A 26,032-nucleotide genomic window follows, 5' to 3' on the forward strand; every position below is an offset into this window, starting at 1 on the left:
CATGTTCGTTAACTGGCTTGCGAGCCCGGTATGCAACGCCTATCAACCCTTAAGCAGCGGAGGAGATCGACAATGGCCGGACTTTACCTTGAGGAGTTCGTTCTCGGCCATGTGTTCAAGCACACGCTGCGCAAGACCGTGACCGAAAGCGACAATATGCTGTTTTCGGTGATGACGCTGAACCCGCAGCCGCTGCACATCGACTTCGACTTCGCGGCGAAGAGCGAATGGGGCAAGCCGCTGGTCAATTCGCTGTTCACGCTTGGCCTGATGATCGGCATCTCGGTCAATGACATCACCGTCGGCACCACCATCGCCAATCTCGGCATGAAGGAGACAGTGTTTCCGCACCCCGTCTTCCATGGCGACACCATTCGCGTCGAGACCACGGTGGTTTCGGTGCGCGATTCCAGGTCGAAACCGGACCGCGGTATCGTCGAGTTCGAGCACCGCGCCTATAACCAGAACGATGTGCTGGTTGCCAAATGCACGAGGCAAGCCATGATGATGAAAAAGGCATAGCCGATGCGTTCTCTGCTCTTCGTTCCTGGCGATTCGGAAAAGAAGCTGGAGAAGGGCTTTGGCGTAGGAGCCGACGTGGTCATCGTCGACCTCGAGGATTCGATTGCCGCGCAGAACAAGGGGTTGGCGCGCGACACAGCGGCGCGTTTTATCGCCGAGCACAGGCACCGGACCAGCTCCGCGATCTATGTGCGCGTCAACGATCTTTCGACCGGACTGACCGACGACGATCTGGCGGCGCTCGTGCCGGTGAAACCAGACGGCATCATGCTGCCTAAGTCGAACAGCGGACTGGATGTCCAGCATCTCTCGGCCAAGCTCAGGGTGCACGAAGCCGAAGGCGGCCTGCCGGATGGCGCGATAAGGATCCTGCCGATCATCACCGAAACGGCCGCAGGCGTCTTGGCCGCAGCGACCTACGCCCGTGCAAGCGCGCGGCTTGTCGGCGTCACCTGGGGGGCGGAAGATCTGTCGGCGGCGATTGGCGCGCGCGCGACGCGCGACGCGAATGGCCGCTACACGGATGTGTTCCGCCTCGCCCGCACCATGACCATGCTTGCCGCAAGTGCCGCGGAAGTCGCGGCAATCGACACCGTCTTTCCGGATTTTCGCGACATGGCCGGCTTCGAGGCCGAATGCGCCGAGGCCGAGCGCGACGGTTTCACCGGCAAGATGGCGATCCATCCGGCGCAGGTACCGGTCATCAACGCCGCCTTCACGCCTTCGGCGCAAGCGGTGAAAAGCGCCCTGGCGATCGTCGAGGCGTTCGAGGCGGCAGGAAATCCCGGCGTCGTTGGCATGGATGGCAAGATGTACGACCGGCCGCATCTCAAGCTCGCAGAGCGGCTCCTGGCGCGAGCCAAGGCATCGGAGCTTGATCCTTAGGGGGTCTGTTCCGCGCCGAAATTATCCCACCCACGGCCCTGAATAGTCGGCATAGAGCTTTGCCGGATCGGGCCGCGGTCGTTCCGGTGCTGGCCCCTGGTAGGAGCCGATATGGACGAAGCCGACGACCCGCTCATGCGGCGCCAGGCCGAGGATCGCCCTGCCCTCGGGCACGTCGGAATACCAGTTGCTGATCATGTTGGTGCCGTAGCCCAGCGCATTGGCGGCAAGCATCAGGTTCATCGCCGCCATGCCGCCGGACAGGAACATCTCCCATTGCGGGATCTTTGGATTTTCCCTAGGGATAGAAATCACGCCGATGACCAGCGGTGCCCGCGAAAAGCGCGCCAATTCCTGGTTGCGCCGGCCTTCCGGCAGCGGCCCTTCGCGCTGTTCGGCAAGTTCTGCCAGCTTCTTGCCGATCTCGATACGGGCCTCGCCGCGATAAAGGATGAAACGCCAAGGCTCCAGCCGGCCATGGTCCGGCACCCGCGAGGCGGCGGCGATCATCGTCGCGATCTCCGCATCGCCCGGTGCCGGTTCTTTCAAATCCGGGATCGGCGCGGAATTTCGGGTCAGCAGAAGATCGATGATCGGCGACGCCATGGGCGCAAGTCTCCTGGAATTTGAGCTGAAGCGCACCATCGGGACATCGGGCGGCTTGGGCATTGGCGCGGCGCGCCGGACAAAGAGCCCTGTAGCAGAAGCCGACCGGACTCTTAAGCCTTGAAATTGCCACCGCCTTGGGCTTCAACGCAAGGCATGTTTGAGGGGACATTGCGTCTTTTCCTGATATGGCTCGCTGCCGCACTGTTGATGGTGCCGGTTTCGCTTGCCGTCGCCCAGGATGTGGACGGCCTCGGCGAGCTGAAGCTTCCCGGAATTTCGGGCTATGCGCCTCCGAAAAGCGAGACATCGCTGGCATTGGGCAGCAGCGGGGCGATCACGCTGTCGGCGCAATTGACCGACAAGGGCGCCGACATCACGCGCGGCATCGTCTGGCGCGTCTTCAAACCCGAATCGGCCAGCGACGGCAAGCTGCCGATGGTCGCCTCCTCTCATGGCGGCACCGCCATATTCCAGCTCGAGCCGGGTTCGTATCTGGTCCACGCCTCCTACGGGCGGGCCGGCGCCACCAAGCGCATCACCGTCGGCAAGGAAGCCAAGCGCGAGAGCCTCGTGCTCGATGCCGGCGGCCTCAAGCTCGATGCCGTGCTGTCCGGCGGGGTACGCATACCGCCGAAGAAGCTGCGCTTCTCGATCTATGAGAGCCACGCCGCGGCCGATGGCGATCGCGCCCTGATCATACCCGATGTCGAGCCGAACAGCGTCGTGCGGCTCAATGCCGGCACCTACCACGTCGTGTCGACCTATGGCGCGGTGAACGCGGTCATCCGCTCCGACATCCGCGTCGAGGCCGGCAAGCTGACCGAAGCGACCGTCGAGCACCGTGCCGCCGAAATGACCATGAAGCTGGTGCGCGAACCAGGCGGCGAGGCGATCGCCGACACCTCCTGGTCCCTGCTCAACGAATCCGGCGATCCGATCAAGGAAACTGTCGGCGCCTTTGCCTCGATGGTGCTGGCCGAGGGCGACTACACCATCATCGCCAAGAACCGCGACCGCATCTACCAGAAGGATTTTACGGTGGTGGCTGGGCACAACCAGGACATCGAGGTTCTGGCCACCGAGGCTTCGGCCATCGATTCCGAGGAAGGCGCCGACTGAGGCGCGCCCCTCTAAGCTGCCTTGCGCATGCGTCGCGCCAGCGCGTCGCCGACGCGCACGTCGATCGATTTGCCAGATAGGCGCGCGGCGTGACAGGCATATAAAATATAAAAATGGCGGTGGATCGCTCCACCGCCATTCGTTGCTGGTCGGCTGGTTCAGGCCGCGCGGCGCTTGCGGTCGGGTGTCACCGCCTCATCGGCAAGCAGCTTCACGGCGGCTGCGAGGCCGAGCGATTCCTGGTCGCGCGAACCGAGACGACGGATATTGACCGCTTCTTCCTCGGCCTCGCGCTTGCCACAGACGAGGATGACCGGGACCTTGGCCAGCGAATGCTCGCGGACCTTGTAGTTGATCTTCTCGTTGCGCAGATCGGCTTCGGCGATCAGCCCCGCCGCCTTCAGCTGTGCAACGACCTTTTGGGCGTAATCGTCGGCATCGGAAGTGATCGTCGCCACCACCACCTGCAGCGGCGCGAACCAGAGCGGGAAATGGCCGGAATAATTCTCGATCAGGATGCCGAGAAAACGCTCCATCGAGCCGCAGATGGCGCGATGCACCATCACCGGCTGCTTCTTTTCCGAATCCGAGCCGATGTAGAAGGCGCCGAACCGTTCCGGCAGGTTGAAATCAACCTGCGTGGTGCCGCATTGCCAGTCGCGGCCGATGGCGTCCTTCAGCACATATTCGAACTTCGGCCCGTAGAACGTGCCCTCACCCGGATTGACGCCCGTCTTGATCCGGTTGCCCGACCGCGCCGCGATCTTGTCGAGCACGTCCTGCAGCACGCCCTCAGCATGATCCCACATCGCGTCGGTGCCGACCCGTTTTTCGGGGCGGGTCGCCAGCTTGACGGTGATTTCGTCGAAGCCAAAATCGGCATAGGTCGAGAGGATCAGATCGTTGATCTTGATGCACTCGTCGGCGAGCTGTTCCTCGGTGCAGAAGATGTGCGCATCGTCCTGGGTAAAGCCGCGCACGCGCATCAGCCCGTGCAGCGCGCCGGACGGCTCATAGCGATGCACATTGCCGAATTCCGCAAGTTTTACCGGCAGATCGCGGTAGGATTTCAGCCCGTGCTTGAAGATTTGGACGTGACCGGGGCAGTTCATCGGCTTCAGCGCAAACACCCGGTCGTCGTCGGTGTCGTCGCCAGCAACCGTCACCTTGAACATGTTGTCCCGGTACCAGCCCCAGTGGCCTGACGTCTCCCACAGGCTCTTGTCGAGCACCTGCGGCGCGTTGACCTCCTGATAGCCCTGCTCGTCGAGGCGGCGACGCATGTAATTGACCAGGTTCTGGAACATCCTCCAGCCCTTGGCGTGCCAGAACACGACCCCGGGGCCCTCCTCCTGGAAGTGGAACAGGTCCATCTCACGGCCGAGCTTCCTGTGGTCGCGCTTCTCGGCCTCCTCCAGCATCGTCTGATACGCTTCGAGCTGCGCCTGGTCGGCCCAGGCCGTGCCGTAGATGCGGGTCAGCATCGGGTTGTTGCTGTCGCCGCGCCAATAGGCGCCGGCGACCTTCATCAGCTTGAAGGCGCTGCCGATCTGGCCAGTCGAGGCCATATGCGGGCCGCGGCAAAGGTCGAACCAGTCGCCCTGTGCATAGATCTTGAGATCCTGATCCTCGGAGATGGCGTCGATCAGCTCGAGCTTGTAGCGCTCGCCCTTGTCGGCAAAGATCCTTTTCGCCTTCTCACGCGACCACACCTCTTTGGTGAACGGCTTGTTGCGCGCAATGATCTCGCGCATCTTCTTCTCGATCACCGGGAAATCGTCGGGCGTGAACGGCTCGTTGCGGGCAAAATCGTAGTAGAATCCGTTTTCGATCACCGGCCCGATGGTCACCTGCGTTCCCGGCCAAAGTTCCTGCACGGCTTCGGCCAGCACATGGGCTGCATCGTGGCGGATGAGCTCCAGCGCACGCGGGTCCTCGCGGGTGATGATCTCGACTTTGGCCGATCTGCCGATCGGGTCGGAAAGATCGCGCACTGTGCCATCGATGCTGTAGGCAACGGCCTTCTTGGCCAGCGACTTCGAGATCGATTCCGCCAGGCCGGCGCCGGTCATCGCCGCGTCGTAATCGCGAACGGAACCATCGGGAAATGTCAGGGAAACGGAATTCAGCATAAGATTCTCCTATCCAGTCCCGCAAACGAGCGCGGGTGGTGAAATGCATGTCGCCCAAGACTGCTTAGCGGTTTTGGGGCTACGACATGCATCAGTAAGAGCCGGATGCGTCCGGCGGCGAGCGGTCTTTTATGGGCAGTTTTCGGCGCCGTAAAGCCGGATGTAGGTCACCTGAGGAGATTCGGCAGATCTTTCAGGAACATCGCCCGCGTCTTGAGCCCCTTTGGCGTATCGGAACGTTTCGTATCGACTACCAGGCGGGCAAAGACGATCTTGCGAACATCGGTCTGCGCCCAGCCGACAAACCAGCCAAGCGAGCGCTTGTCGGCGCTGTCGCCGAGCCTGGTCGTTCCGGTCTTGCCCTGCACCGTCCAGCCGCCTGCCCGGAAGGTTGGGACAATCGCGCTGGTCATCGCATGGGCCGCGTCCGAGACCGGCAGTTTCCGCGCCAGCAGCTGGCGCAGAAAATCGACCTGCTCGACCGGCGATATCTTGAGCGAAGAATTCACCCAGGAATGGGTGAGGCCGTCATTCTTGCCGGCAGTGCCGGAGACTTCGGTGTTGCCATAGTCCAATCTGGACACATAGCCGGCAAACTGTTTGCTGCCGAGCCGGCGCGTAATCTCGCGTGAGAACCAAAGGACCGAATCCCTTTCCCAGATCGTCGGGTCGACGGTCTTGCGGTCCCGTTTCGGGGCATTGAACTCTGCCTTGTACTCCCAGCTTGGCGTATGCTCGTCGCTCAGGATTCCAGCATCATAGCCGATCAGCGCCAGCGGAACCTTGAATGTCGAGGCGGGGCTGAAGCGCTGATCACAGGTCCCTTGGCGATACAGCGTCTCGCCGCTTGCGGCGTCGACGATCAGCGTGCATTCGACGTCCCCGAGCGGCGCCGATTGCGCACGGATCGGAAAACCCATCAGCCACGCCAGGACGTAGAGAACCACGGCGAAAATGAAGGGACGACGATCTATCCGGCGCATTTGGTAATCTCTCCTGAAGGGTGTCAGGAGCGGCTTAGCGAGGTGTCTTGTCTCGATTTTGTCTCAAATGCGCTATGTCAGCGCAAGCTGCGGTTAACCCTACCAGATCGTAAAAAGCGATCCCTTTGTGCACCGCACAGTTGCGGTCAACTGTCCAGGTCGCCACGTTTTTTCCCGATCCGCCAATACCGCCATGGCATGAACCAGAGGTAGCGATCAGCCAGTGCCTCAGGCACCCGGTCGATGCCGTGCGTGCCGAACGGTCCGCAGCGCAGCACCCGGAAAAACCCCATCCAGCCGCCGGCCCACAGCCCGTGGCGGGCGATCGCTTCGTGCGCGTATTCGGAACAGGTCGGCAGATGCCGGCAGGAATTGCCGACGAAGCCGGACAGCGTCAGCTGGTAGAGTCGGACAAGCGACGTGCCGAAGACGCGGCCCGGCGTCTTGCGCCACGGGCCGGGCCAATTGCGTCCTTGTCGAATCGGTCTGGCGCCGCGCGCTTGCCGATGTTGGCCGACCACCGCAGTCTCCACATCGCGTTTCCCTACGCGATAGATGTGCGCATCGGGCCAGGAACGCAATGCCGTTCCGGCAATCCCGTCATGGCCTGGTACGGCGAACCGGGTAGCGGTCGGGCGTCGGCCTTCGACATACGGCGACGCTGGTCGGCGGCCTCTCCTCGCACCAATCCCTATGCGGTTTCTCGTCGTACCACTGAAACGTCGCGATCCGCACGACATCGCCCAGAATGTTGAGAAACTGGATCATGGCGGCACTCCTTGAGCACCGATTAGAGCGCCGCTGGCCTTGCTCTTCAAACGAGAATAACGTCCACGTCAGATAACTCTGAGTTATGCGAATGAAGCGCAGACACCTCCCCCTGACGGCTCTCAGAAGCTTCGAAGCAGCCGGTCGTCACCTGAGCTTCAGCCGTGCGGCCGAGGAGCTTTATGTTTCGCAGGCGGCGATCAGCCGACAGATCCGCGAGCTCGAAACCTTCCTGCGCCAACCTTTGTTCTTCCGCCATCATCGCCGCGTCGAGTTGACCGACACCGGCCGGCGGCTGCTCGACCAGTTAGTCAGAAGTTTCGAGGGCATCGACAGGCTGCTTTCGGAATTGACGGCGGCCCCGACGCAGTCCGTGGTACGTGTCAGCGTCGAGCCATCGCTTGCATCCGTATGGCTGGTGCCGCGGCTCAACCGGTTTCGCGAGTTGCGACCCGACATCGACGTTTCCCTTGAGGTCGACCCGAGGTTGATAGAGTTTCGCAGCGATCAGCCCGAACTTGCCCTACGTTTCAGTGCGCACGCCAACTCATGGCCACGCAGCGAAGCCGAACAGCTTGCCGCGGTCGTCGATTCCCCAGTCCTGTCGCCGGCACTTCTTGCATCCGGCCCAGCTCTGGAAAAGCCGATCGACCTTGGTCGCTATACATTGCTGCACGAAGAAAACCGTCAGGCTTGGGCGCGCTGGTTCGAAGCGGCGGGCGTGACGGCTGATGCCGTGCCTGCGCGCGGCCCGATGCTGGCCGATGCTTCGCTTTCGAAGCAGGCAGCCTTGCTTGGACATGGTGTCGCGCTGGGCGATCTTTTGCAGATCGGCGAAGAACTTGCGTCCGGCGCGCTGATCAAGCCTTTCGACATCGACGTCGCGTCGGGCGCCTATTGGCTAGTGGCCAGAAGGCTGAATTACCTTTCCGAGCCAGCCAGGGCTTTTGCCGACTGGGTCCGGGCGGAATTCGCCGAAAGCCGGCGTTTTCTCGCCAAGGTTTAAGCTGCCTCTTCCGCCCGCTTCTTTTCGATCTGGCCGATCGCGTCGACCACTGCGTCGAAGGTCAGCATGGTCGAGGCGTGGCGCGCCTTATAGTCGCGCACCGGCTCCAGGTATTTCAGGTCGGCGAAGCGGCCTTCGGGCGGCGGGCCATTTTCCGTCAGCATCTTCAGCATCGTCGCGCGCACGCTGCGCAATTCTTCGGCGCTGGCGCCGACGACATGCTGCGCCATGATCGACGACGACGCCTGGCCAAGCGCACAGGCCTTCACGTCATGCGCGAAATCGCTGACGACGCCGTCATCCATCTTCAGATCGACGGTCACCGTCGAGCCGCACAGTTTGGAATGTGCTCGTGCGGTTGCGTCGGGCCGGTCGAGCCGGCCGATCCGTGCGATGTTTCCGGCAAAACCCAGAATTTTCGCATTGTAGACATCGTCGATCATATTTTTCCAATCCGTCGCCGCCCAGCGAACAGTCATTGCCGCTCTGGCGTCTTCCTTTCGCTCGGCACGAACATATATAATGGCGGTAGTCGGGTATCGACAAGGTGACCACAAACCTCGTCATGCCCAAATCTGTTCACGCCACTTACGGGCTGGAAACCGGGCGAGTTTCTAACACCCGAAAGGTCGTGGTCCGTTCAACTCGTTCCTCCTGAGAGAGGAACTACGGGAGACGCCTTTATGGACGCCGTTATCAAGAAACTCATGCCGCAGTCGGCCTATATGGAAAAGCCGGTCACCGACCGGCCAAGCGAGGCCGAAGTCGAAGCCGCGGTGCGCACCTTGCTGCGCTGGACCGGCGACAACCCTGACCGCGAGGGTCTGATCGACACGCCGAAGCGCGTTACTAAGGCGTTCCGCGAAATGTTCAACGGCTACGACATGTGTCCGGCCGAGGAACTCGGCCGCACCTTCGAGGAAGTCGCCGGCTACGATGACCTCGTGATCGTCAAGGACATCACGTTCCACTCGCATTGCGAGCACCACATGGTGCCGATCATCGGCAAGGCGCATGTCGGCTATCTGCCGGACGGCAAGGTCGTCGGCCTGTCCAAGATCGCCCGCGTGGTCGACATCTTCGCCCATCGTCTGCAGACCCAGGAAGCGATGACGGCGCAGATTGCCGGGGTCATCCAGGACGTGCTCAATCCGCGTGGCGTCGCCGTCATGCTCGAGGCCGAGCATATGTGCATGGCCATGCGCGGTATCCGCAAACAGGGCTCCACCACGCTGACCTCGACCTTCACCGGCGTGTTCAAGGATACACCCGAAGAGCAGGTCCGCTTCGTCACCATGGTGCGCGGCGGCGGAACTGATCAGACCCGCCCCACCTTAGTTAAATAAGGACCGGCGAATGTCGGCATTGGAGTTCCCGAAAGCTCCCTCAGACAAGAAGGCGCTTGAGGAAGGCACGGTCCTTTCGCCGCGCTTCGATGCCGGCGGCCTCGTCACCGCCGTCGTCACCGATGCCGAAGACGGCATGCTGCTGATGGTCGCGCACATGAATGCCGAGGCGCTGGCGCTGACGCTCGAGACCGGCATCGCGCACTACTGGTCGCGTTCGCGCAACGCGCTGTGGAAGAAGGGCGAAACCTCGGGCAATGTCCAGCAGGTTGTCGAGATGCTCACGGATTGTGACCAGGACGCGATATGGTTGCGCGTCAAAGTGCTGGGTCACCAAGCAACTTGTCACACCGGCCGACGTTCATGCTTTTATCGGACGGTGGGGCTGAGCGATGGCAAAGGGACGCTTGCCAGCGACGGCAGCAAGCCGCTGTTCGATGCGGAAAAAACGTATCGAAAGCCCAATACACCATCAATATGAACCATTCGCAGCACTTCAGCCACGTATATTCATGATTTCGATACGGCCCGCCTATAGGATGACCGTGGGACAAGGGAGATTGTGATGCTCGACTGGGCGTCATTGCGCAACAGACCTGACGTTCGGGAGGCCAATGGCCTCTCTTCGGCCGCGGGCGCATCCGAAACCAAATCTCCGGGCAAAACAGGGATTTCGCTGGCATTGGGCGGCGGCTGTGCGCGCGGCTGGGCGCATATCGGCGTGCTGCGCGCGCTTGACGAAGCCGGCATCGAAGTGTCGATGATCGCCGGCACCTCGATCGGCGCGCTGGTCGGCGGCTGCTATGTTGCCGGCAAACTCGACGAGTTGGAAGAATTCGCGCGCAGCCTGACCAGGCGGCGCATTTTTGGCCTTCTCGACCTCAATCTACGCGGCAGCGGCCTGTTCGGTGGCATGAAGCTCGATGCGCGGCTGCGCGAGCACATAGCCGGCATCCGCTTTGAGGACCTGCCAAAACCGTTCGTCTGCGTCGCTTCCGAAATCCGTACCGGCCATGAAATCTGGCTGTCGAGCGGCTCGTTGAGTACCGCCATGCGCGCCTCCTACGCGCTGCCCGGCGTGTTCGAGCCGGTCGCCTGCAATGGGCGCGTGCTGGTTGATGGCGCACTGGTCAATCCGGTGCCGGTCTCGGTCTGCCGCGCCTACGAGCAGCCGCTCGTGGTTGCGGTGAACCTTCACTACGATCTGTTCGGCCGCGCCGCTGTGATCAAGCACAATGCCGGCGAGTTGGTCGTCGAGAAAGACGCGCCGAGGGCCGGCCACGCCGATCCCGAACGTCAGTCGCGCGAGACACGGCTAGGCATCACCGGCGTGATGGTCGAAGCCTTCAACATCATCCAGGACCGCATCTCGCGCGCCAGACTGGCCGGCGATCCGCCGGACATATCGCTGCAGCCGAAGCTCAGCCATATTGGCCTGACCGAATTCCACCGCGCCGACGAAGCGATTCGTATCGGCTACCAGGCAACGATGGCGCAGATCGGCGACCTGACCCGGCTGCAGACCGTCCTCGCTTAGGCAGGGCGGCAGCGAGCTCTCAGGCAAGCGCCGCGTCGATGATACGAAACTGCACCGTGCGGTTGCCGTTCCAGTGGTTGCCCGACAGCGAACCGGCGACATGCACCGGCTTACCCCTGTTCTTGAACAGGAATTCGCCAAGAGCCGTGTCGACGGCGCGAAAGGCGATCGCCTGGATGCGGCCGCCGCTTTCCGACTGCAGGTCGGCGCGGATGTGGTTGCTGCCGACCGCCCGCGCATCGACAAGCCGGTGGCGCGGCAGCGCGAACACCGGCGCAACATGCCCGGCGCCGAACGGCCCTGCCCTCTCAAGCGCATCGAGCAGCGCAAGCGTGGCGCCCTCGGCGGCAAGCGCGCCGTCGATCGCCAGGCTCTCCTCGCCTTGCAGGCGGAACACGTCCACCGCCGCGCGCTCTTCGAAGAAAGCCCTGAGTTCGCCGAGCTTCGCCCGCTCGACAGTGATGCCGGCCGCCATTCCGTGGCCGCCGCCCTTGACGATAAGTCCGGCATCGGCAGCCTCGCGCACCAGCCGGCCGAGGTCGAAGCCAGACACTGAACGGCCTGAACCGGTACCGACACCATTGGCGTTGAAGGCGATGGCAAACGCGGGCCGGCGCGCATGGTCCTTGAGCCGCGAGGCAAGCAGGCCGACAATGCCCGGGTGCCAGTCGCTGCTGGCTGTGACCACGATGGCCGGACCATTGCCGCCGGCAAGCTCGGCGTCGGCCTCTGAGCGCGCCGCGGCCAGCATCTCCTGCTCCATCGACTGCCGCTCCTGGTTGAGCCGATCCAGCGTCTCGGCGATGGTGCGGGCTTCGACCGGGTCGTCGGTTGCAAGCAGGCGGCTGCCAAGCGCTGCGTCGCCGATGCGCCCGCCGGCGTTGATGCGCGGACCGATCAGAAAGGCCAGATGGAACGTGCTGATCGGCTCGCCTATGCGCGAGACCCGCGCCAGTGCCGCCAGCCCTTCGTTTCTCTGCTGCCGCGCCACCTGCAGCCCCTTGACCACGAAGGCGCGGTTGATGCCGGTGAGCGGCACCACGTCGCAGACGGTGCCAAGCGCCACCAGGTCGAGCAGGCCAAGCAGGTCCGGCGGTGCGGCATCCGGCAGGCGGCTGCGCAGGATCTTCGCGGTCTGCACCAGGCAAAGGAAGACGACACCGGCCGCACAAAGATGGCCTTGTCCGGAAAGGTCGTCCTCGCGATTGGGGTTGACGACCGCAGCCGCCGCCGGCAACGGCGCGCCGACCTGATGGTGATCGAGCACCACGACGTCGGCGCCGACGGCCTTCGCCGCGTCGATGGAAGCAGCACTATTGGTGCCGCAATCGACGGTGACGATCAGCGTCGCGCCGCGCGAAACGAGTTCGCGCATCGCTTCCGGATTGGGGCCGTAACCCTCGAAGATGCGGTCCGGTATGTAGATCTCCGACGGCACCGAGAAATGTGCGAGAAAGCGCTTGAGCAGCGCCGATGAGGCGGCGCCGTCGACATCGTAGTCGCCAAAGATCGCCACCTTTTCCCTGGCCATCACCGCCTGGGCGATGCGAGAGGCGGCCTTGTCCATGTCGGTCAGCGATGCCGGGTCGGGCAGCAGGTTGCGGATGGTCGGATCCAGAAACCGCTCGGTCTGCTCGGCGGTGACGCCACGCCCGGCCAGCACGCGTGCCACGATGTCAGGCACGCCATACCCTTGCGCGATGGCGAGCGCGGCCATGTCCTGACGCTCGGTCAGCCGGTGTTCCCAGGAAACGCCGGTGGCCGACTGCCTGACATCGAGGAAAAAGCGTCTTTCCCCCGTCACGTGACGCGCCGTCTGCAATTTGTCATTGCGCACAGTATGCAACGGCTAACTGAGTCGAAATCAAAACTTTTCCAGATCCTGGTGCCTGGCCTTGATTTCGCGCACGGTCCGCGATGACGATCGCAGGACGATCGTGTGCGTGGTGATGAAATTGCGGCCGAACTTGACGCCGGCCAGCATATTGCCGTCGGTGACGCCGGTCGCGGCAAACAGCACGTCGCCGCGTGCCATGTCTTGCGTGTGGTAGATCCGTTTAGGGTCGGAGATGCCCATCTTGGCGGCGCGCGCCAGCTTTTCCGGCGTATCGAGGATCAACTTGCCCTGCATCTGGCCACCGGTGCAGCGCAAGGCGGCAGCTGCGAGCACGCCCTCCGGCGCGCCGCCGGTGCCGAGATAAATGTCGATGCCGGTCTCGTCCGGGTCGGTGGTATGGATGACCCCGGCGACATCACCGTCGCCGATCAGCCGGATCGCGGCGCCTGTCGCCCGCACGGCTTCGATCAAGGCGCCATGGCGCGGCCGGTCGAGGATGCAGGCGGTGATCTCCGCCACCGGCACGCCCTTGGCCCTGGCCAGGCTGGCGATGTTTTCGGCCGGCGAGGCATCGATGTCGATGATGCCGTCGGCATAGCCTGGGCCGATCGCGATCTTGTCCATATAGACGTCGGGCGCGAACAGAAGGCTGCCTTTTTCGGCAATGGCGATAACAGCCAATGCATTGGGCAGGTTCTTGGCGCAGATCGTCGTGCCTTCGAGCGGATCGAGCGCGATGTCGACAGCCGGGCCTTTGCCGGTACCGACCTCCTCGCCGATATAGAGCATCGGCGCCTCGTCGCGCTCGCCTTCGCCGATCACCACCGTGCCGTTGATGGCGAGACGGTTAAGCTCCTGCCGCATGGCGTCGACCGCGACCTGGTCGGCCGCCTTCTCGTCGCCGCGCCCGCGCAATCTGGCGGCCGCGACCGCGGCGCGTTCGGTGACGCGCACCAATTCCATGGTCAGTATCCGGTCGAGGCCGGCGACAATGTTCTGGGCCACATTCATCGATGGACAATCCTCGTTGGCACTTTGTTTTTATTATGCATGTCGTTGTCCCAAAACCGCTGCACACTTTTGGGCGACATGCATTAGCCTCCCGCCAGAGACGCGCTTCTTGTGTCAAAGCCCCGTGACAACAGCAAGACCTGCGCTGGACCTTTTTGAAAGCGCAGCAATATCAATCGATTAAACGCAAAATGTGAGACTGCTATCCGGCCCGCTCGATGCGGATGACTTGCGGCTTGTCGGTCAGAAGGCTGTCCCTGGTGATGCCGTCGACGGCCTTGCGCACCGCCGCCTCGGTCGTCTCGTGGGTCACCAGGATGACCGTCTTCTGTGCCTCGGTTTCCGGCCCGGCGGCATGCTGGACGATCGATTCCAGCGAAATGTCGTTGTCGGCCATGCGCTTGGCTATTGCCGCGAAGACGCCGAGGCGGTCGTGCACGGTCAGCCGGATGAAATAGCCGCCGGCATGGCTGCGCATCTGCGCTTTCTTGTAAGGCTTCAATTCCTTCGCCGGCCGGCCGAAGACCGGACCATGCTGGAAGCCAGGCCGGCTCTTGGCGATGTCGGCAATGTCGCCGATCACCGCCGACGCGGTGGCGTTGCCGCCGGCGCCAGGGCCGGAAAGCAGCAATTCGCCGAGGATGTCGGTTTCGATCGCCACTGCATTGGTGACGCCGTGCACCTGCGCGATGACCGAGGCCGTCGGCACCATGGTCGGGTGCACGCGCTGCTCGATGCCGCTTTCGGTGCGTTGGGCGACGCCAAGCAGCTTGATCCGGTAGCCGAGATCGCCGGCCGCGCGGATGTCGGCCTGGCTGATGTTGGAGATGCCTTCCATGTAGATATCGTTGGCGGCGATCTTCGTGCCGAAGGCAAGGCTGGTCAGGATCGACAGCTTGTGCGCGGTGTCGTGGCCCTCGATGTCGAAGGTCGGGTCGGCTTCGGCATAGCCCAGCCGTTGCGCATCCTTCAGGCAGGCATCGAAAGACAGGCCCTCGGCTTCCATGCGCGTCAGAATGTAGTTGCAGGTGCCGTTGAGGATGCCGAAGACGCGGGTCACCGAATTGCCGGCCATCGCCTCGCGCATCGTCTTGATGACCGGAATGCCGCCGGCCACCGCCGCCTCGTAATTGAGCAGCACGCCTTTCCTCTCGGCGATCTCGGCCAATGCCACCCCGTGCTTGGCAAGCAACGCCTTGTTTGCGGTGACGACATGTCGGCCGGCCTCGAGCGCCGCTTTGACAGACGAGCGTGATGGGCCTTCGTCGCCGCCGATCAGCTCGACGAACACGTCGATCTCGGCGGTCTGCGCCATCTTGACGGCGTCGTCGAACCACTGTGCTGTGCCAAGATCAACGCCGCGGTCGCGTTTGGGATCGCGGGCCGAAACCGCTGACACGACGATGTCGCGCCCGCACTGCCGCGTCAGTTCGGCCGCCTTGTCGCGTAGCACGCGGGCCACCGACGCACCGACGGTGCCGAGCCCGGCAATTCCAACACGCAACGCTTCAGCCATGTCCGGCGACGCCCCATTCAGTCGGTTGATGTGTAGAAAATCAGCGATGCGCGGCGAGCGGCACGACGTTATTCGGCTGCTTGGCGCTGGATGCGAGGAAGCGCTTGATATTGCGCGCCGCTTGCCGGATCCGGTGCTCGTTTTCGACCAGCGCGATGCGCACGTGATCGTCGCCATGCTCGCCGAAGCCGACGCCCGGCGCCACCGCGACGTCGGCGTGCTCGATCAGGAGCTTGGAGAATTCAAGCGAGCCCAGGTGCTTGAACGGCTCCGGGATCGGCGCCCAGGCGAACATCGAAGCCGCCGGTGCGGGAATGGTCCAGCCGGCGCGGCTGAAAGCGTCGACCATGACATCGCGGCGTTTGCGGTAGACGTCGCGCACTTCGGCGATGTCGGCGCCGTCGCCGTTGAGTGCATGCGCCGCCGCCACCTGGATTGGCGTGAAGGCGCCGTAGTCGAGATAGGACTTCACTCGCGTCAGCGCCGAGATCAGCCGTTCATTGCCGACCGCAAAACCCATGCGCCAGCCCGGCATCGAAAAGGTCTTCGACATCGAGGTGAACTCGACGGCGACGTCTATGGCGCCCGGCACCTGCAGCACCGAAGGCGGCGGATTGCCGTCGAAATAGATCTCCGAATAGGCAAGATCCGACAGGATGATGATGTCGTTCTTCCTGGCGAAGGCCACCACCTCCTTGTAGAAATCGAGCGAAGCGACCAGTGCCGTCGGGTTGGATGGATAATTGAGGATCAGTGCCAGCGGCTTTGGAATCGAATGGCGGATGCCGCGCTCCAACGCCGGGATGAAGCCGTCGTCCGGCTCGACCTGCAGCGAGCGGATGACGCCGCCCGACATGATGAAACCGAACGCATGGATCGGATAGGTCGGGTTGGGGCACAGGATCACATCGCCGGGGGCGGTGATCGCCTGCGCCATATTGGCAAAGCCCTCCTTCGAGCCGAGCGTCGCCACCACCTGGCTGTCCGGGTCGAGCTTCACACCGAAGCGGCGGGCATAGTAGTTGGCCTGGGCACGACGCAGGCCCGGAATGCCGCGCGACGACGAATAGCGGTGCGTGCGCGGATCGCGTACCACCTCGCAGAGTTTGTCGACGATGGCCTTGGGCGTCGGCAGGTCCGGATTGCCCATGCCAAGGTCGATGATGTCGGCGCCGCGCGAACGGGCGCTGGCCTTCAGCCGGTTGACCTGTTCGAAGACATAGGGCGGAAGCCGGCGGACCTTGTGAAATTCTTCCATGGCAGTTCCAGACAGTGAGGTTGCGGTCGCGCGTATAAGCTTATTTGCAACTAGGGTCGAGAGCGGGGTCGCATTTGCCTTCGATCTGCTTCAGCGCCTCGGCGCCGTGTTTTTTTGCCAGCTGGTCCAGCGCTGCCTGGTCCGCAACCTTGACGCCGCCGCCCTTGGCGGCCTGGCTCTGCTCCTCGGCCTTCAGTTGGGCGAGCTTGGCGTTCTTTTCCTCGTCGGTGAATTGCTCGGCCGCCACCTGCGGCCGGATGTTCAGGTTCGGATAGGAACCGGTGTCCTTCGCGCCGACAAGGCCGGTGGCGGGCGCTGCACCTTCTATGTTGCTGCTCGTGCAACCGGCCATCGCCAACAGGACGAGCGCCATGCGGCAAAAACGACCAGTGCCGGAAAAAACGTTCTTGCCAATATTAATCGTCATATTGTTTTCCTGGCGGCCGGGTTAGAGCACATTGGACCCTGTTCGATATCCCATGGTAATATGTCAACAAAACGCTTCGGGAGGAACCCCACGAACCATGTCCAAAACACCCGATTCGGGCAAAGCGGAAGATGACCAACCTTCGACCGTCGAGCAATATCTGGTGAAGGACCCGGAGCGCTTCGCTCTGAACATGGCCCGCATGATCGAGCAGGCCGGCAAGGCCGCCTCGGCATGGGCCGAGCCGCGGGAAAAGGGCGAGGTGCGCGATCACGTCGCCGAGCCGGTCGTCGACATGGTGAAGACGTTCTCCAAGCTCACCGAGTACTGGCTCTCCGACCCGCAGCGCGCGCTGGAGGCGCAAACGCGGCTGTTTTCCGGCTACATGACCGTCTGGGCCAACGCCGTCCAGCGCATCGGCGCCGGCGCCGAGGACGCCGAGGACGCGGTCAAGCCCGAGCGCGGCGACAAGCGTTTCCAGGACCCGGAATGGGGCCGCAACGCCTTCTTCGATTTCCTCAAACAGGCGTATCTGGTCACCTCGCGCTGGGCGGCCGAACTGGTCGAGCACGCCGACGGCCTGGACGAGCACACCCGCCACAAGGCCGGCTTTTATGTCAAGCAGGTGTCCAATGCCATCTCGCCGTCGAATTTCATCCTGACCAATCCGGAATTGTTTCGCGAGACTGTCGCCTCGAACGGCGAAAACCTGGTGCGCGGCATGAAGATGCTGGCCGAGGACATTGCCGCCGGCAAGGGCGACCTGAAGCTGCGGCAGGCCGATTATTCGCCTTTCGAGATCGGCAAGAATCTCGCCGCCACGCCCGGCAAGGTGGTCGGCCGCAGCGACGTCGCCGAAATCCTGCAATACGATCCGGCGACCGACACCGTGCTCAAGCGGCCGCTGCTGATCTGCCCGCCATGGATCAACAAATACTACATCCTCGACCTCAACCCGCAAAAGTCCTTCATTCGCTGGGCAGTCGAGCAAGGCCACACCGTCTTCGTCATCTCCTGGATCAACCCGGACGAGCGGCACGGCGCCAAGAGCTGGGAGGCCTATATCAGGGAGGGCCTGCAATACGGCCTCGACACGATTGAAAAGGCCACCGGCGAAAGGCAAGTCAACGCCATCGGCTATTGCGTCGGCGGCACGCTTCTGGCGGCGGCCCTGGCGCTGATGGCGCAGGAAGGCGACAACCGCATCAAATCCGCCACCTTCTTCACCACCCAGGTCGATTTCACCTATGCCGGCGATCTAAAAGTGTTCGTCGACGAGGAGCAGGTCGCGGCCGTCGAAAAGGCGATGAACGAGAAAGGCTATCTCGACGGCACCAAGATGGCGACCGCCTTCAACATGCTGCGCTCGGGCGACCTGATCTGGCCCTATGTCGTCAACAACTACATGCGCGGCAAGGATCCCCTGCCTTTCGACCTGCTCTACTGGAATGCCGATTCGACACGCATGGGCGCTGCCAACCATTCCTTCTATTTGCGCAATTGCTATCTCGAGAACAGGCTTTCGCAAGGCATGATGGAACTGGCGGGCCGCACGGTTTCGCTGAAGGACGTTACCATGCCGGTCTACAACCTCGCCTCTAAGGAGGACCATATCGCGCCGGCGCTGTCGGTATTCCTCGGCTCGAAATATTTCGGCGGCGAGGTCGATTACGTCATGGCCGGCTCCGGCCACATCGCCGGGGTCGTCAATCCGCCGGCAGCGCAGAAATATCACTACTGGACCGGCGGCAAGCCGGCCGGCGACTTCGACCAGTGGCTCGCCGGGGCCACCGACCATCCCGGTTCCTGGTGGCCGCACTGGCAACGCTGGATCGAAGCCAGGGACAATACCCGCGTACCGGCCCGCAAACCGGGCGAGCATATGCAAGTTCTAGGCGAAGCCCCCGGCACCTATGTCAAGGTGCGCGTGTAACCATCTGTAATGTGTGGTGAGTTGACGCGCCGCCAAAAGCGGGCGAAATGGTGCCGTCAACCCTGAGCAGCCTTGATTCATCCTCTAGCCGCCAAATTACTTTGAGGCTTGCAGATTTGACACAGGTCTCGTTTCCGGTTCGGGGAACAAGGGTCATTTCGACGAGACGTTTCGACGCCGCGCCAATGACGAACCGGTCGGATATCGAGGGGGAATTTTGTTTTGAGATCAGCAGGATCGCGCCTCGCGAAGGGAGAAAGCCGCGCCATTGTGGCGGCGCTTTTCTCGGTGCTCCTGGCGTCCTGCACCTCGGCCGGCGACCCGACCATGTCGGTCGGCATGCCAGGCTATAATACCTCGGCTACCGAAATCAGCACGGCCGCCGGTGCGCCCCAGGCCAGCACGGCCGCATCATCGTCGCAGATGACGACCGCACAAATGACGATGAATGCCGACGGTGACGCCAACCTTCCCGAGCAGGTGGCCTATGTGCCAGTGGCCAAGCCAGGGGCCAGGCCCGATGCCGGCTTCCCGATCGCCGTTCCCACGGCAGCCGGGACGATCGCGGGACACACGCCGCAGCCGCTGCAACCAAACGCCCAGACGGCCGATCAGGCCGTGGCGCAGAACAGTGCTGATGCATCGAAGCCCGACGCCAAGGCCGCAGCGCCGGCGATGAACAACCCGGTTTATGTGACCGCCGGCGAGATGCCGCAGCCACAGGCCTACGCACCGAAGAAAAACTTCCTGGCCTCGCTGTTCAGCGCCACGCCTGCTTCAGCGGCACCTTCTTCGCCGGCCAACAGCAGATCGGGCGGGCAGCCAACGGTCATGCAGGCCAAGGCGACGCCTGCGGCAAAACCCACCATCACCCTGGCTTCGGCCGATCCGGCTGAAAAGCCGGTGCAGCTGGTGTCGACGGGCGATACCAGCCACTTCACGGCCGATGCGCTGCCCGGCGTGCGCCAGACGGCGCTGTTCGAGATCAAGCGCAAATCCGGCCTCGACGATGAGAGTGACGTCGATCTCAACGAAGACGAAGGTTCGGGTGGCGCCTACCAGGTCGCCTCCGCCGCCGGCCTTGCCCGGCTGGCGCCCAACGGCCTCCTGAAACAGAACGAAAGCGTCGATGTCGCCTGCTTGAAGCCGTCGCTGGTTCGCGTGCTGAAGACGATCGAAGGCCACTACGGCCGCAAGATGACGGTCACCTCCGGCTATCGCGATCCGGCCCGCAACCGCCGCGCCAACGGCGCAAAGAATTCGCTGCACATGTACTGCGCCGCCGCCGATATCCAGGTTCCTGGCGTCTCGAAATGGGAACTGGCGAGCTACATCCGCACCATGCCGGGCCGCGGTGGCGTCGGCACCTACTGCCACACCGAATCCGTTCACGTCGATGTCGGCCCCGAGCGCGACTGGAACTGGCGCTGCCGCAGGCGCGGCTAGGGCGAGGATCTTCCGTCACCGCAAAGGCCCTTCGGCGGCGTTGCATCATGCCGCAAAAACCAGCTTGGCTGTCGGAAAGACGCGGTTTGGAGCCAAAGGAAAAAAGTTGTCGCAGCCGGCGGCAGACGGGTTGCCGGTTTGTCGCGACGCAACTATAAGCGCTCACATCTGAGCGCGCCCATCGTCTAGCGGTCAGGACACCGCCCTTTCACGGCGGTAACAGGGGTTCGATTCCCCTTGGGCGTACCAGCATTTCAACTTGGCATTATGTCTATCGCCAGCGTGATGCTGCGCAAGCTTTGCTGGACCCGCCACTCTGATAGGGATGTCGGCAAGAAGAGGCGAAGACGACTGAGGACTACGTCGAAGGCTGTCTACGCCCGTAGTCCCCTCGCCTCGCCGCCGCGCTTGCGCGGCACCATCATGTCCCTGGCCAGGAGGCCGCTCACCCGGCAAAAGGCCATGAAGGCCCGCCATGCGTCTTCGGTCTCGACGATGTCCACCGTGGCGCCAAAACAGGCATTGAACGCGGCCTGGTAGGTTGGTCCCTTCCGGCGAACCGGCCACGTTTGCAGGAAATCGAGCGCCTGCTCGACACTGTAGATTTCCTCGACCGGCTGGCCGGGCACAGGCGCGATCCGCACCGGCACCTCGAATTGCAGTCTGTCCATTCGATCTCTCCCGAACCGACCCCGCAGCAGCGGCGTTCGTCGCAAAAAGTTGCCGTGGCGGCTAACGCTTGGGCCGACTTCTCGCCTAGAAATGTGTCGTCACTGCGGTAGCCAGATGAACCCGGCGGAAGCATGAGCCGCTGCAGGCAAGGAGAATGCTCCCAGGCATGAATATCGCCGGTCTTCGGCCGTCGCCGGCAGTTCGTCCTTGAACCTTGCGCTTTCCGGTGCCAAATCTGGGGGGATTTCTCTCGCGGGCTCATCCAGGCCTCGCATCCCTGCAAGACGGACAAAAATGGTCACCTATCTCGACGCCGCCACGGCACCGCTCAGAAACACCGGCCAGATCCGTCTTTACGACGAGGAAGGTTTTGTCGGCATGCGCAAGGCTTGCGATCTCACCGCGCGCTGCCTCGACGAACTGGTACCGATTGTGGCGCCCGGCGTCACCACCGAAGCGATTGATCGCTTCGTCTTCGAGTTCGGGATGGACCATGGCGCGCTTCCGGCGACGCTCAACTACCGTGGCTATACGAAATCATCCTGCACCTCGATCAACCACGTCGTCTGTCACGGCATACCCGACAACAAGCCGTTGAAGGATGGCGACATCGTCAATATCGACGTCACCTATATCCTCGACGGCTGGCATGGCGACTCCTCGCGCATGTATCCGGTGGGCACGATCAAGCGTGCCGCGGAGCGGCTGCTCGAAGTCACGTATGAGTGCCTGATGCGCGGCATCGCGGCAATCAAGCCGGGCGCCCGAACCGGCGCCATCGGCGCCGCCATCCAGACCTATGCCGAAGCCGAGCGTTGCTCGGTGGTGCGCGATTTCTGCGGCCACGGGGTTGGCCGGCTGTTTCACGACGCGCCGAATATCCTGCATTACGGCAGCGCCAGCGAAGGCGTCGAGATGCGGCCGGGCATGATCTTCACCGTCGAGCCGATGATCAATCTCGGCCGGCCGCATGTGAAAGTGCTGTCGGACGGCTGGACCGCGGTGACGCGCGACCGTTCGCTGTCGGCGCAGTACGAGCACACGATCGGCGTCACCGAGACCGGCTGCGAGATCTTCACGCTGTCGCCAAAAAACCTCGACCGCCCCGGCCTGCGGGCCTAGTGTCTGGCAGATCGGGCGTTACCTTGCCCGGCAAATGCTGGGTGGGGCAGCCATGAACGGCAACGACGACGAGCGGGCCTTCTTTCCCGAAAGGCCAGTGCGATCGCCCGCGAAGGCGGTGGCCGCCGACAAGCCGCATTATCTCGGCCATCGCGACCGCCTGCGCGAGCGCTTCGCCGCCGGTACCAACACCCTCCCCGACTACGAACTGCTCGAGCTTTTGTTGTTTCGGCTGATCCCGCGCGCCGACACCAAGCCTGTCGCCAAGGCATTGCTGGCACGCTTCGGTACATTGGCCGAGGTCCTCGGTGCGCCCGTCGAGCGCCTGCAGGAGGTGAAGGGCATCGGCCCGGCGGTGGCGCTCGACCTCAAGGTGGTTGCGGCAACGGCGCAGCGCATGGCGCGCGGCGAGATCGCCGGCCGCGAGCTGTTGTCGACCTGGACGCAGGTTCTCGAATACTGCCGGTCGGTGATGGCTTTCGAGGAGCGCGAGCAATTCCGCATCCTGTTCCTCGACAAGAAAAACGCGCTGATCGCCGACGAAGTCCAGCAGGTCGGCACCGTCGACCACACACCGGTCTATCCGCGCGAGGTGGTCAGGCGCGCCTTGGAGCTCTCCGCCACGGCGATCATTCTGGCGCATAACCATCCGTCGGGAGACCCGACGCCGTCGCGCGCCGACATCGAGATGACCAAGCTGATCATAGAGACGGCCAAACCGCTTGGCATTGCCGTTCACGACCACATCATCATCGGCAGGAAAGGCCACTCCAGCATGAAGGGCCTGCTGCTGATCTGAGGTTTGGCGTTGTTTTCTGCTTTGTCCGCTGTGCGCCTATGGACCGCAACGTCAAGGCGGTCGGCTCGATAAAACTCTGGCGCCGAGGCTCAGCTGGCCGTGCGCAGGCGCCGCGATCGGACAAAGGTCTTAAGTCCCTCGGAGTCGAACGCGTGGCCGAAGGCATAACCCTGCAATATGTCGCAGCCTAGGCCCTTGAGTAGCCGTGCATGCTGCATCGTCTCAACGCCTTCCGCCACGACCTCGATACCCAGCGACTTGCCGATTTCAATGATCGACGAGACAACCTGCCTTCTCTGCGGAGATTTGACGATTGGGGTGACCAGCTGCCGATCAATCTTCAGCCGGCGCGGCTGCAACTTCAGCAAACTGACCATCGAAGCGTAGCCGGTACCAAAATCGTCTATTTCGACGTCAATCCCCAGCTCTTTTATCTGCTCGATATTCCAGGTGACAAGGTCGTCGTTCTCGTCCAGGAAAATCGACTCAACAAGCTCGAACGAAACTGTTCCTTTCTTGATATTTTGTTCTCGCAGGCTCTTGATGAGCTCCTCGTCTTGAAGGCGCCTGGCCGAGACATTGACCGACACCCGCGGAATGTGAAGTTTTGCAGCGGACCACTCTTCGAAATCCGAAAGCGATTGTTTCAATATGGCTTGGTCGATGATCGAGACGACGTTCAGTTCTTCTGCAATCCTCAGGAAGATGTCGGGCGCCAAAATACCCTTTATTGGATGTTTCCACCTCGCCAGCGCCTCAACCCCAACGATTTCGAGCGTCTTTGCGTCAAATTGGGGCTGGTAGAAGGGGATGAACTCGTTGCGCTCGAGGCCGCCGAGAATTTCGTCGGCAATCCGCTTAGTATCGACGATTTCGCTTTGCATCGCGTCGGTGAAGAATTCGTATCGATTGCGGCCCCGCCCCTTTGCTCGGTAAAGCGCGATATCGGCGTTCACCAGCAGGTGTTTGGCTTCGACATCTTTTGCGTTATCGACAGCGATTCCCACGCTGACACCAAAACGGCATCGATGACCCTGATAGTAGACGGGTTCGCGCATCTGGCTGATGATGCGGTCGGCGAGCAGCGCCAGTTGCTTGGTATCGTCGCGCACCACGCACAGAACGATGAATTCGTCTCCCCCGATACGGGCGACGAATCCCTCGTCGCCGACCTTCGACCTGAGCACGGTTGACGCGTGAACCAACATCGCGTCACCGGCGGCGTGGCCCAGCGTATCGTTGATGTGCTTGAACCGATCCAGATCTATGTGAAGCAGTGCCGCGTGCCCGCCTGAGCGCCTGGCGTTTGCCGCGTAATGTTCCAGTACCTGGTCGAGGTAACGCCGGTTGGGCAAGCCGGTCAGCGAATCATGAAGCGCGATGTGCTCTATGCGCGCTTTGGCCGACTCGAGTTCTGCATTTTTCGACTCGGACAGCTGTTTTGCACGAACCAGATCCTTGTTCAGCAGGACGTCCGCAGTCACGTCCCATTCCGCGCCGATCATTTTTGGGGTGTCGTTTGCGACCCGGTAAAGGATCGCCTTGGACCGGACATGACGGATCTCGCCATCCTGACGCACAATTCGGTACTCCGACAAATATGGTCGTCCGCTGGCCACCGCCCTGTCGAAGTCCGCGTTGGCGCCAGCCAAATCATCTGGGTGGATTGCTCCCGCCCAGTCTGGGTAGCCCCGGTGCTCGCCGGTTGGTTTGCCATATATTTCGTTGACGCGATCATCCCACGTAAGCTCGTTGGTCGCGAGATCGTGTTCCCAAACCCCAATAGCCGAAGCTTCCAGAGCGAGTTCCAAGCGTCGTGACAATCGACGCAATTCCGCATAATTGCGCTGTCTTTCGCCAATCAGGCGGCCTGTGACCAGGAAAGGGAACACAACCAAGGCTCCGGCCGTCGCCATGATCGCGCGCAACAACCATGCGTTGCTTGGCGTCGAAGGCCAGCCGTTTTTGGGAATGGCCGCGAGCTGCCACGAGCCGGAAGGAAGCAAAACGTCAGCCGTCACCGGATCGCTTTTGCTGATCTCCTCATTGCCGTAGAATTGACCACCTCGGTGACCGAGGGCGTCCCTGCCGATCAGCGCTACGTCGATCCCGAGATCGTCGTCAAGCAGGCCGCTCGCTTTGTAAAGGCGCTGCACGTCGACAACGGCGGAAATGATACCCCAGAACCTTTCCGTATTGCCAGCGCTCGGCACGAAGACCGGAAAGCGGCCGATGAAGCCTTGTCCTCCCTGTTTCAGGTCGACGGGACCGGCAAGCACCAGCTTGCGTTCGTCTCGCGCCCTTAGCGCAGCCGCACGCTGCCGCTCGTTCTTGCGGTAGTCCAGACCCATCGCCTGCTCGTTACCCTCCATCGGATACATCAGGGAAACGACCAGATCGGGCGCGCCGGCAATATCGTTCAATTGCGAGTCGGCGCCAAATAGATTGCTCGCGAGCGAGGCGAAGCGTTGCTGTCCCATATAGGGCTCGGTCACGACCGCGGCGACCAGTCCACGCACGAGCTGGAGGTTTCCATTGATATTGCCTTCGAGCTTGGCGCGGATGAGATTGACCTTGGTCAGCACGTCCGCACGGACGGCCTGGTCCGAGACGATTTTGTTCTGGTGCTCCGCGAACGCTGCGCTGACAAGGATGACGACAAACGCGATCGCCGCCGGAATATTTGCCGACGAAAAGACGGCCTCCTTGATGCCGTTGAACCTAGCGCGGAAAAAAGCCAATAGGCGATTCCTCAAGTGCCATTTTCAGGTTCTCGGGGTCGACCCGATGAGGAACATTAGCTTTCAATGTTTAATTTGACCTTCATACTCCTGAGAAATTTCATTTTCCGACGGCTGACGCCGGCTGCGATACCGACAGCGATGCTGAAGGCGGGCTGCACGATGCGGACCAATATGAAACGCCAGCTAGATCAGCCTTGCTCGGAAGATCGAGGCGCACGAGCGCCATTGCACATTTCGACGCTCCGACCCGAGTACTCTGGAGCGTTGACCTTGGACTAGAGCGGCGGACTTTCATGTGAGTCCATACCCTGCGGCTGCGAAGTAATTTCTGCATTCTGTTGGAGAGAAGAGATTGCAGAT

At 62.3% G+C, this 26,032-nt stretch carries 24 protein-coding genes and 1 tRNA gene; 12 read left to right on the plus strand and 13 right to left on the minus strand.

The window, feature by feature from the left end:
* The first annotated feature begins 30 nt into the window (after positions 1–30).
* Positions 31–522, plus strand: a complete 492-nt coding sequence (locus NKH16_RS30465) for a MaoC family dehydratase (protein ID WP_502894930.1) — start codon at positions 31–33, stop codon at positions 520–522.
* Between the two features lie 3 nt (positions 523–525).
* A complete protein-coding gene (locus tag NKH16_RS30470; RefSeq protein WP_352451350.1) occupies positions 526–1,407 on the plus strand; it encodes an HpcH/HpaI aldolase/citrate lyase family protein in 882 nt (293 codons plus the stop codon).
* Positions 1,408–1,428: 21 nt separating this feature from the next.
* Here the strand turns inward: NKH16_RS30470 and NKH16_RS30475 are convergent, their stop codons facing one another.
* Positions 1,429–2,013 carry a nitroreductase family protein gene (locus NKH16_RS30475; protein ID WP_352568828.1) on the minus strand — a complete coding sequence of 195 codons (585 nt, stop codon included), beginning with the start codon at positions 2,011–2,013 and terminating at the stop codon, positions 1,429–1,431.
* Between the two features lie 156 nt (positions 2,014–2,169).
* Here NKH16_RS30475 and NKH16_RS30480 point away from each other — a divergent pair, with 156 nt between their 5' ends.
* Positions 2,170–3,135 (plus strand): RgsD C-terminal domain-containing protein, encoded by a 966-nt coding sequence (locus NKH16_RS30480; RefSeq protein WP_352704586.1) that lies wholly within the window; start codon positions 2,170–2,172, stop codon positions 3,133–3,135.
* Positions 3,136–3,293: 158 nt separating this feature from the next.
* Here NKH16_RS30480 and thrS read toward each other — a convergent pair whose 3' ends face one another.
* From thrS to NKH16_RS30500, 4 genes are all read right to left on the minus strand, one after another.
* Positions 3,294–5,267 (minus strand): threonine--tRNA ligase, encoded by a 1,974-nt coding sequence (gene thrS, locus NKH16_RS30485; protein ID WP_352746084.1) that lies wholly within the window; start codon positions 5,265–5,267, stop codon positions 3,294–3,296.
* Between the two features lie 167 nt (positions 5,268–5,434).
* A complete protein-coding gene (blaOXA, locus tag NKH16_RS30490; protein WP_352746081.1) occupies positions 5,435–6,250 on the minus strand; it encodes a class D beta-lactamase in 816 nt (271 codons plus the stop codon).
* 146 nt (positions 6,251–6,396) lie between these two features.
* A complete protein-coding gene (yidD, locus tag NKH16_RS30495) occupies positions 6,397–6,771 on the minus strand; it encodes a membrane protein insertion efficiency factor YidD (RefSeq protein ID WP_352746079.1) in 375 nt (124 codons plus the stop codon).
* A 79-nt stretch (positions 6,772–6,850) separates the two neighbouring features.
* A complete protein-coding gene (locus NKH16_RS30500; RefSeq protein ID WP_352620516.1) occupies positions 6,851–7,018 on the minus strand; it encodes a hypothetical protein in 168 nt (55 codons plus the stop codon).
* A gap of 91 nt (positions 7,019–7,109) precedes the next feature.
* Here NKH16_RS30500 and NKH16_RS30505 point away from each other — a divergent pair, with 91 nt between their 5' ends.
* Complete coding sequence (locus tag NKH16_RS30505; RefSeq protein WP_352822151.1) at positions 7,110–8,024, plus strand: LysR substrate-binding domain-containing protein; 915 nt, start codon at positions 7,110–7,112, stop codon at positions 8,022–8,024.
* On the opposite strand, the gene NKH16_RS30510 is transcribed toward NKH16_RS30505, so the two are convergent.
* Entirely contained in the window at positions 8,021–8,467 is a 447-nt protein-coding gene (locus tag NKH16_RS30510; protein ID WP_352746076.1) for an iron-sulfur cluster assembly scaffold protein, read from the minus strand. The genes NKH16_RS30505 and NKH16_RS30510 overlap by 4 nt on opposite strands.
* 240 nt (positions 8,468–8,707) lie before the next feature.
* Between NKH16_RS30510 and folE the strand changes: the two genes are divergently transcribed.
* The 3 genes from folE (at position 8,708) to NKH16_RS30525 (ending at position 10,907) form a co-directional block, all read left to right on the plus strand.
* Positions 8,708–9,370 carry a GTP cyclohydrolase I FolE gene (gene folE, locus NKH16_RS30515; RefSeq protein WP_023678880.1) on the plus strand — a complete coding sequence of 221 codons (663 nt, stop codon included), beginning with the start codon at positions 8,708–8,710 and terminating at the stop codon, positions 9,368–9,370.
* Between the two features lie 10 nt (positions 9,371–9,380).
* A complete protein-coding gene (gene hisI, locus NKH16_RS30520) occupies positions 9,381–9,851 on the plus strand; it encodes a phosphoribosyl-AMP cyclohydrolase (RefSeq protein ID WP_352746074.1) in 471 nt (156 codons plus the stop codon).
* An 84-nt stretch (positions 9,852–9,935) separates the two neighbouring features.
* Positions 9,936–10,907 carry a patatin family protein gene (locus NKH16_RS30525; protein WP_352704306.1) on the plus strand — a complete coding sequence of 324 codons (972 nt, stop codon included), beginning with the start codon at positions 9,936–9,938 and terminating at the stop codon, positions 10,905–10,907.
* A 19-nt stretch (positions 10,908–10,926) separates the two neighbouring features.
* Here NKH16_RS30525 and recJ read toward each other — a convergent pair whose 3' ends face one another.
* The 5 genes from recJ to NKH16_RS30550 form a co-directional block, all read right to left on the minus strand.
* Positions 10,927–12,711: a single-stranded-DNA-specific exonuclease RecJ gene (gene recJ / locus NKH16_RS30530; protein WP_352746071.1), complete on the minus strand. Its 1,785-nt coding sequence runs from the start codon at positions 12,709–12,711 to the stop codon at positions 10,927–10,929.
* A gap of 60 nt (positions 12,712–12,771) precedes the next feature.
* Positions 12,772–13,755 carry a class II fructose-bisphosphatase gene (gene glpX, locus NKH16_RS30535; protein WP_352692350.1) on the minus strand — a complete coding sequence of 328 codons (984 nt, stop codon included), beginning with the start codon at positions 13,753–13,755 and terminating at the stop codon, positions 12,772–12,774.
* Between the two features lie 202 nt (positions 13,756–13,957).
* The gene (locus tag NKH16_RS30540) at positions 13,958–15,271 is read right to left on the minus strand and encodes a homoserine dehydrogenase (RefSeq protein WP_352454459.1); all 1,314 of its coding nucleotides are present in this window, start codon (positions 15,269–15,271) and stop codon (positions 13,958–13,960) included.
* A gap of 40 nt (positions 15,272–15,311) precedes the next feature.
* Complete coding sequence (locus NKH16_RS30545; protein WP_023678886.1) at positions 15,312–16,529, minus strand: LL-diaminopimelate aminotransferase; 1,218 nt, start codon at positions 16,527–16,529, stop codon at positions 15,312–15,314.
* 40 nt (positions 16,530–16,569) lie between these two features.
* A complete protein-coding gene (locus tag NKH16_RS30550; protein WP_023678887.1) occupies positions 16,570–16,956 on the minus strand; it encodes a hypothetical protein in 387 nt (128 codons plus the stop codon).
* Positions 16,957–17,053: 97 nt separating this feature from the next.
* On the opposite strand from NKH16_RS30550, the gene phaC reads away from it, so the two are divergent.
* The 3 genes from phaC (at position 17,054) to NKH16_RS30565 (ending at position 20,584) form a co-directional block, all read left to right on the plus strand.
* Positions 17,054–18,889 (plus strand): class I poly(R)-hydroxyalkanoic acid synthase, encoded by a 1,836-nt coding sequence (gene phaC, locus NKH16_RS30555; RefSeq protein WP_352746069.1) that lies wholly within the window; start codon positions 17,054–17,056, stop codon positions 18,887–18,889.
* Between the two features lie 327 nt (positions 18,890–19,216).
* The gene (locus tag NKH16_RS30560; RefSeq protein WP_352746115.1) at positions 19,217–20,335 is read left to right on the plus strand and encodes a YcbK family protein; all 1,119 of its coding nucleotides are present in this window, start codon (positions 19,217–19,219) and stop codon (positions 20,333–20,335) included.
* A 174-nt stretch (positions 20,336–20,509) separates the two neighbouring features.
* Positions 20,510–20,584, plus strand: a tRNA-Glu gene (locus tag NKH16_RS30565).
* A 125-nt stretch (positions 20,585–20,709) separates the two neighbouring features.
* Here the strand turns inward: NKH16_RS30565 and NKH16_RS30570 are convergent.
* Positions 20,710–21,006 (minus strand): DUF982 domain-containing protein, encoded by a 297-nt coding sequence (locus NKH16_RS30570; RefSeq protein WP_023678889.1) that lies wholly within the window; start codon positions 21,004–21,006, stop codon positions 20,710–20,712.
* Between the two features lie 295 nt (positions 21,007–21,301).
* Between NKH16_RS30570 and map the strand changes: the two genes are divergently transcribed.
* Both map and radC read left to right on the plus strand, forming a co-directional pair.
* Positions 21,302–22,129, plus strand: coding sequence for a type I methionyl aminopeptidase (gene map, locus NKH16_RS30575; RefSeq protein WP_352451363.1), 828 nt, complete (start codon positions 21,302–21,304; stop codon positions 22,127–22,129).
* Between the two features lie 52 nt (positions 22,130–22,181).
* The gene (gene radC / locus NKH16_RS30580; protein WP_352746067.1) at positions 22,182–22,928 is read left to right on the plus strand and encodes a RadC family protein; all 747 of its coding nucleotides are present in this window, start codon (positions 22,182–22,184) and stop codon (positions 22,926–22,928) included.
* 89 nt (positions 22,929–23,017) lie between these two features.
* Here the strand turns inward: radC and NKH16_RS30585 are convergent, their stop codons facing one another.
* Complete coding sequence (locus NKH16_RS30585; RefSeq protein WP_352744828.1) at positions 23,018–25,597, minus strand: bifunctional diguanylate cyclase/phosphodiesterase; 2,580 nt, start codon at positions 25,595–25,597, stop codon at positions 23,018–23,020.
* Positions 25,598–26,032 lie beyond the last annotated feature (435 nt).

The sequence above is a fragment of the Mesorhizobium sp. M1307 genome, assembly GCF_040318155.1.
Lineage (GTDB): Bacteria > Pseudomonadota > Alphaproteobacteria > Rhizobiales > Rhizobiaceae > Mesorhizobium.

Excerpts from the sequence above, each read along its gene's own strand:
- NKH16_RS30465 (WP_502894930.1), top strand. The coding sequence starts at position 31 with ATGCAACGCCTATCAACCCTTAAGCAGCGGAGGAGATCGACAATGGCC.
- NKH16_RS30470 (WP_352451350.1), top strand. The coding sequence starts at position 526 with ATGCGTTCTCTGCTCTTCGTTCCTGGCGATTCGGAAAAGAAGCTGGAG.
- NKH16_RS30475 (WP_352568828.1), bottom strand. The coding sequence starts at position 2,013 with ATGGCGTCGCCGATCATCGATCTTCTGCTGACCCGAAATTCCGCGCCG.
- NKH16_RS30480 (WP_352704586.1), top strand. The coding sequence starts at position 2,170 with ATGTTTGAGGGGACATTGCGTCTTTTCCTGATATGGCTCGCTGCCGCA.
- thrS (WP_352746084.1), bottom strand. The coding sequence starts at position 5,267 with ATGCTGAATTCCGTTTCCCTGACATTTCCCGATGGTTCCGTTCGCGAT.
- blaOXA (WP_352746081.1), bottom strand. The coding sequence starts at position 6,250 with ATGCGCCGGATAGATCGTCGTCCCTTCATTTTCGCCGTGGTTCTCTAC.
- NKH16_RS30500 (WP_352620516.1), bottom strand. The coding sequence starts at position 7,018 with ATGATCCAGTTTCTCAACATTCTGGGCGATGTCGTGCGGATCGCGACG.
- NKH16_RS30505 (WP_352822151.1), top strand. The coding sequence starts at position 7,110 with ATGAAGCGCAGACACCTCCCCCTGACGGCTCTCAGAAGCTTCGAAGCA.
- NKH16_RS30510 (WP_352746076.1), bottom strand. The coding sequence starts at position 8,467 with ATGATCGACGATGTCTACAATGCGAAAATTCTGGGTTTTGCCGGAAAC.
- folE (WP_023678880.1), top strand. The coding sequence starts at position 8,708 with ATGGACGCCGTTATCAAGAAACTCATGCCGCAGTCGGCCTATATGGAA.
- hisI (WP_352746074.1), top strand. The coding sequence starts at position 9,381 with ATGTCGGCATTGGAGTTCCCGAAAGCTCCCTCAGACAAGAAGGCGCTT.
- NKH16_RS30525 (WP_352704306.1), top strand. The coding sequence starts at position 9,936 with ATGCTCGACTGGGCGTCATTGCGCAACAGACCTGACGTTCGGGAGGCC.
- glpX (WP_352692350.1), bottom strand. The coding sequence starts at position 13,755 with ATGAATGTGGCCCAGAACATTGTCGCCGGCCTCGACCGGATACTGACC.
- NKH16_RS30540 (WP_352454459.1), bottom strand. The coding sequence starts at position 15,271 with ATGGCTGAAGCGTTGCGTGTTGGAATTGCCGGGCTCGGCACCGTCGGT.
- NKH16_RS30545 (WP_023678886.1), bottom strand. The coding sequence starts at position 16,529 with ATGGAAGAATTTCACAAGGTCCGCCGGCTTCCGCCCTATGTCTTCGAA.
- NKH16_RS30550 (WP_023678887.1), bottom strand. The coding sequence starts at position 16,956 with ATGACGATTAATATTGGCAAGAACGTTTTTTCCGGCACTGGTCGTTTT.
- phaC (WP_352746069.1), top strand. The coding sequence starts at position 17,054 with ATGTCCAAAACACCCGATTCGGGCAAAGCGGAAGATGACCAACCTTCG.
- NKH16_RS30560 (WP_352746115.1), top strand. The coding sequence starts at position 19,217 with ATGTCGGTCGGCATGCCAGGCTATAATACCTCGGCTACCGAAATCAGC.
- NKH16_RS30570 (WP_023678889.1), bottom strand. The coding sequence starts at position 21,006 with ATGGACAGACTGCAATTCGAGGTGCCGGTGCGGATCGCGCCTGTGCCC.
- map (WP_352451363.1), top strand. The coding sequence starts at position 21,302 with ATGGTCACCTATCTCGACGCCGCCACGGCACCGCTCAGAAACACCGGC.
- radC (WP_352746067.1), top strand. The coding sequence starts at position 22,182 with ATGAACGGCAACGACGACGAGCGGGCCTTCTTTCCCGAAAGGCCAGTG.